Origin of the sequence: Streptomyces spiramenti (genome assembly GCF_012034385.1) — a bacterium.
Classification (GTDB): domain Bacteria; phylum Actinomycetota; class Actinomycetes; order Streptomycetales; family Streptomycetaceae; genus Streptomyces; species Streptomyces spiramenti.
Map to the genome: position 1 here is coordinate 1 of NZ_JAAVJB010000321.1, position 4,408 is coordinate 4,408.

The window sequence follows — 4,408 nt, forward strand, 5'->3', positions numbered from 1 at the left end:
CCCACCCGCGATGCGGGTGGGCGCCGGTCCTGCTGCCTGTGCACGGCCGTGGGGTCGGTCAGCGCCCGCGGCCCGGCCGCCGCCCCCGGGAGGCGGCCGTGGGAAGAAGCGGCCCGCCCTCAGGCCGCCGAAGCGAGTTCGGGACGCCCCACCAGCTCGGGGCGGCCGAACAGCAGCGCGTACCCGGCGGGCAGCGCGGCGATGACGCGGTCGAGCACCGGGCGGTCGGCACCGCGCGCCAGGACGTGCAGCACGGCGCCGACGTCCCAGCGGTTGGTGGCCGGGCTGCCGCCGCAGCGCTCGGTCATCTCCTGGACGAACTCCCAGCCGGAGAGGCCGCGAGGGGCGGCGGGCGCCCGGGTGAGCAGCCGCGCGGCGGGGCCGGGCAGGCAGCCTGCGAGGGCGGCGCGGTCGGCACGGTCGAGCTGGCCGCCGAGGGCGGAGAGCACGCGGCGCACGGACTCCTCGGCGCGCTCACGAGTGGGGTAGGCGCCTTCGTACCGGACCTGTTCGAGGAACTGGTGGAAGGCGGCCGTGTCGTCGGAGGCGAGGCGGACGGTGGTGGGCTGGGCGGCGAGCGGGCGGGGGTGCGTCACAGGCGGTGCCTTTCGCGTCAGAACCGAGGCGGAAGTGAGGGCAGCACGCGGATCACCGGGCGGAGCGCAGCGGGAAGGACATGCTCCTTCCTGCCGTCGCGTCACGCGTACCGGGACTCCGGCGGCTGACGGGCCGGCAGCGACGACGGCCATGACTCGTCGCTGCCCGTTCCGGGGAGCGGGGAAACCAGATTCGAGCGCGGTGCGGTCGACATCACACCGAGTGAACCGGTCGGGGTGGTGCGCCCGGCGGCCGACGGGCCCAACTCGCGCTCGGAGTGGGCCACACGGCCCCACACCGTTCGGACCCGATCGGACGGTCGGCGACGCGCTGTGACGGCGGCGCCCGGTTCGTCCCCCCGCAGGCGAACGCGTCGACCATGACCCCGCCGCCGCGTCCTGCGGCGCCACGGGGTCCGGAGGGGCCGAGGTGCTCGAATCGCCCGGCGGCGCCCCGGCGGAGGTGCAGGGCGACGAGGGCGTGCGACGCGGGCCCGGCGGAGACGGACAGCGCGGTGGGCCTCTCGCCGTGCGGCACCGACCCTGCCGGGAGCGATGGGGATCGCCCGGACCCGCAACCGGAAGCCGTGGCGTTGGGGGCGCGGGGTGGTGCCGAAGGCCCGGGGCCACGGCGACCGGTGGGACGACCGCGCCGCCGGCCACCGCGGCTGTCCGGCGGCCCGATCGCGCTCACCGACGACGGCACCGCCGTGGGCGGCCGGAGTGGGACGGCCGTGCGGGAGACCGGGTGGCTCGCTGCCCGACGGGTCGGGCCGTCGGCCCGACCGGCCCGGAGCGGGGCGGGACGGAGGGCGCGCCGGACGCCGCCCTCCGCCCGACGCCTCAGGCCGACTCGCCCCGCGAGGACTTGGCGGGCAGCGACGCCTCGACCGCCGCGAGGATCTCGGTGACCCGCGCGCCGAACCTCGCGTCGCAGGGGTGCGGTTCACCGTCCACCGCGCGCAGCAGTGCGTCCACGGCGTTGCCGAACGGCACCTGCGGGTCGTTGCCGTCCCAGTCGGGCATCCGGGAGACGCCGGACTCCCCCCGCACCTCGGCCAGGACCTCGGTGGCGGCCTGCGGCACGGTGTGGCTGGTGGTGACGGTACTGACGGCGCCCGAGGTGTGGCGCAGCAGGAACTGCACGGTGTCGCCCGGTCCGGTCTGGCCGCGCACCGCGTCGAGTTCGGCGACGTCGCCGAGGACCGGCAGCAGCATCGACAGCGCGTGCGGGCCGACGTCCCACAGCGCGCCGCGGTCGTGGCGCCACGGCGAGGCCGCGTAGGGGCTGTCGCCACCGGCGAAGATCGAGGAGAGCCAGCGGGCGTCACCGGTCCACCAGCCGCCGGCCGCCTGCTGCTCGCCCACCCAGCGCGCCGGTCCCTCGCTGAAGCGGAGCGTGAAGTAGACGACGGAGGCGACGCCTGTCTCGGCGACGACGTCCGAGAGTTCACGCGCACCGTCGACAGAGGTGGCGATCGGCTTGTCCAGGAGCAGATGCTTCCCCGCGCGGGCGGCGCGCACCGCGAGCGGCGCCTGGACGTCCGGGGGAAGGGCGATGGCGACGGCGTCGCAGTCGTCCAGTAGCGCGTCCACGTCGTCGTGGGCGCGGGTGCCGAGTGTGTCGGCCAGGTCACGGGCGGCCTCGGGGCGACGCCCCCAGACCCCCGCCAGCTCCACGGAGGGGTGGGCGGCGAGGGAGGGTCCGTGGGTGCGGCGGGCCCAGGGGCCGGTGCCGAGCAGTCCGATGCGCATACGAGGTCTCTCCTGTTCGGCGGCCCCGCCGGCGGGCGGGGACGGTTACCTCTGTTTAACAGGCGGGCAACTGGCGGGAAAACCGGTGGCTGGATCGTGGCGGCAGCGTATCCGCACCCGCCCGCAAGGCCCCCGGAGGACCCGACGTGAGCTACAAGGCCGAGTACATCTGGATCGACGGCACCGCGCCCACCGCGAAGCTGCGTTCCAAGACGAAGATCGTGGCCGATGGCGTCGAGCCGCCCGAGTGGGGCTTCGACGGCTCCAGCACCAACCAGGCCGAGGGCCACGCGTCCGACCGCGTCCTGACGCCCGTGGCGGTCTTCGCCGACCCGATCCGCGGCGGGGAGGACAAGCTCGTGCTGTGCGAGGTCTTCCACACCGACGGCACCCCGCACGAGTCCAACTCGCGTGCGCTGCTGCGCCCGGTGGCGGAGCGGTTCGCCGGACAGGAGCCGCTGTTCGGGATCGAGCAGGAGTACACCTTCTTCGAGGGCGCCCGCCCGCTGGGCTTCCCCGAGGGCGGTTTCCCCGCGCCGCAGGGCGGCTACTACTGCGGCGTCGGCGCCGACGAGATCCACGGCCGGGAGATCGTCGAGGCGCACCTCGACAACTGCCTCAAAGCCGGGCTGGGGATCTCCGGCATCAACGCCGAGGTCATGCCGGGCCAGTGGGAGTTCCAGGTGGGCCCGCTCTCCCCGCTGGAGGTCGCGGACCAGCTGTGGGTGGCGCGTTGGCTGCTCTACCGCACCGCCGAGGACCACAAGGTGTCCGCGACGCTCGACCCCAAGCCGGCGAAGGGCGACTGGAACGGCGCGGGAGCGCACACCAACTTCTCCACCCGCGCGATGCGCGAGGGGTACGACGCGATCATCGTGGCGGCCGAGGCCCTCGGCAAGGACGGCAAGCCGCTGGAGCACGTCAAGCAGTACGGCGTGGGCGTCGAGGACCGCCTCACCGGCGCGCACGAGACGGCGCCCTGGGACCAGTACAGCTACGGCGTCTCCGACCGGGGCGCCTCGGTCCGCATCCCGTGGCAGGTCGAGCGCGACAAGAAGGGCTACATCGAGGACCGGCGCCCCAACGCCAACGTCGACCCCTACGTGGTGACGCGCCTCATGGTGGACACCTGCTGCACCGAGCTGGAGTCGGCCGGACTGGCCTGACCCCGGAACGCGGCCCCGGCGGGGCCGCGTTCACCCTCCTGACGGCCGTCACCGGCCGCGTCGCCATCCCCCGGCGGACGCACCCGGCGGCGGCCGTCGGGCATCCCCGGGAGAGGGGCGTGCCCGGGAGGAGGGCGGCCCCGGGCCCGGGAGCCGTCCCCTGGCCGGGCGGCGGGCCCTCGGAGCGTGTTCGAGACCCCGCGTCGGATCGGCTCGCGGCGTCGGATGCGGTCGGCACAGCGGACGGGCGCCCACATACCGGGTCGTCTTCGCGCGTTCCTGACAACGCACCAGACGACCGCAGCCGGCGTCGCGGACCCGGCGTGGGTCTCCACCACGCCGCTCTCAGAGGGCGTCGGCGGCGGCCCTCGCCACGGCGCTGTCCTGCTCGCCGCTGCCGCCGCTGACCCCGACCGCGCCGACGACGCGCTCGCCCCGGCGCAGCGGCACCCCGCCCGCGAAGATCATCACTCGGCCGTGGTTGGAGGCGTCGATGCCGTAGAACTGGTCCCCGGGGCCGGCGTTGTCCGCGAGGTCGGCGGTGCTGAGGTCGAAGGCCCGCGCGGTGAACGCCTTGTTGATCGAGATGTCGATGCTGCCGATCCAGGCGCCGTCCATGCGCACATGGGCGACGAGGTTGCCCCCGACGTCCACCACCGCGATGTTGCAGGGCTGACCCGCCTCCCGTGCCGCCCGCTCCCCCGCGTCGATGACGCGCCGCGCGTCGTCGAGGGAGACCGTCTCCACCGTGATCATGCCGTCGCTCCTTCCGTGGGCGCCGCCCGACCGGCGGGAGACCACCGGCCCGACGCCGGGGCGACCGCCGCCCGCGCCGCGGCCACCGTCGCAGCGCCCCGGCGACGGCGGGCGGACGGCGTTCCGGGGCCCGAG

Annotated in this window: 4 protein-coding genes; 1 reads left to right on the top strand and 3 read right to left on the bottom strand. The window is 75.4% G+C overall.

The genetic code is table 11. The features are described 5' to 3' along the window. Positions 1–119: 119 nt before the first annotated feature. Together HCJ92_RS25205 and HCJ92_RS22465 are read right to left on the bottom strand one after the other, a co-directional pair. Complete coding sequence (locus HCJ92_RS25205) at positions 120–596, bottom strand: DUF2267 domain-containing protein (RefSeq protein WP_338054331.1); 477 nt, start codon at positions 594–596, stop codon at positions 120–122. An 843-nt stretch (positions 597–1,439) separates the two neighbouring features. Next, complete coding sequence (locus HCJ92_RS22465; RefSeq protein ID WP_167935439.1) at positions 1,440–2,351, bottom strand: Gfo/Idh/MocA family protein; 912 nt, start codon at positions 2,349–2,351, stop codon at positions 1,440–1,442. Positions 2,352–2,497: 146 nt separating this feature from the next. On the opposite strand from HCJ92_RS22465, the gene glnII reads away from it, so the two are divergent. Beyond that, positions 2,498–3,517: a glutamine synthetase gene (gene glnII, locus HCJ92_RS22470; RefSeq protein ID WP_167935440.1), complete on the top strand. Its 1,020-nt coding sequence runs from the start codon at positions 2,498–2,500 to the stop codon at positions 3,515–3,517. 345 nt (positions 3,518–3,862) lie between these two features. Here the strand turns inward: glnII and HCJ92_RS22475 are convergent. Next, the coding region (locus tag HCJ92_RS22475) for a GlcG/HbpS family heme-binding protein (RefSeq protein ID WP_245241141.1) at positions 3,863–4,408 on the bottom strand (546 nt) is incomplete at its 5' end.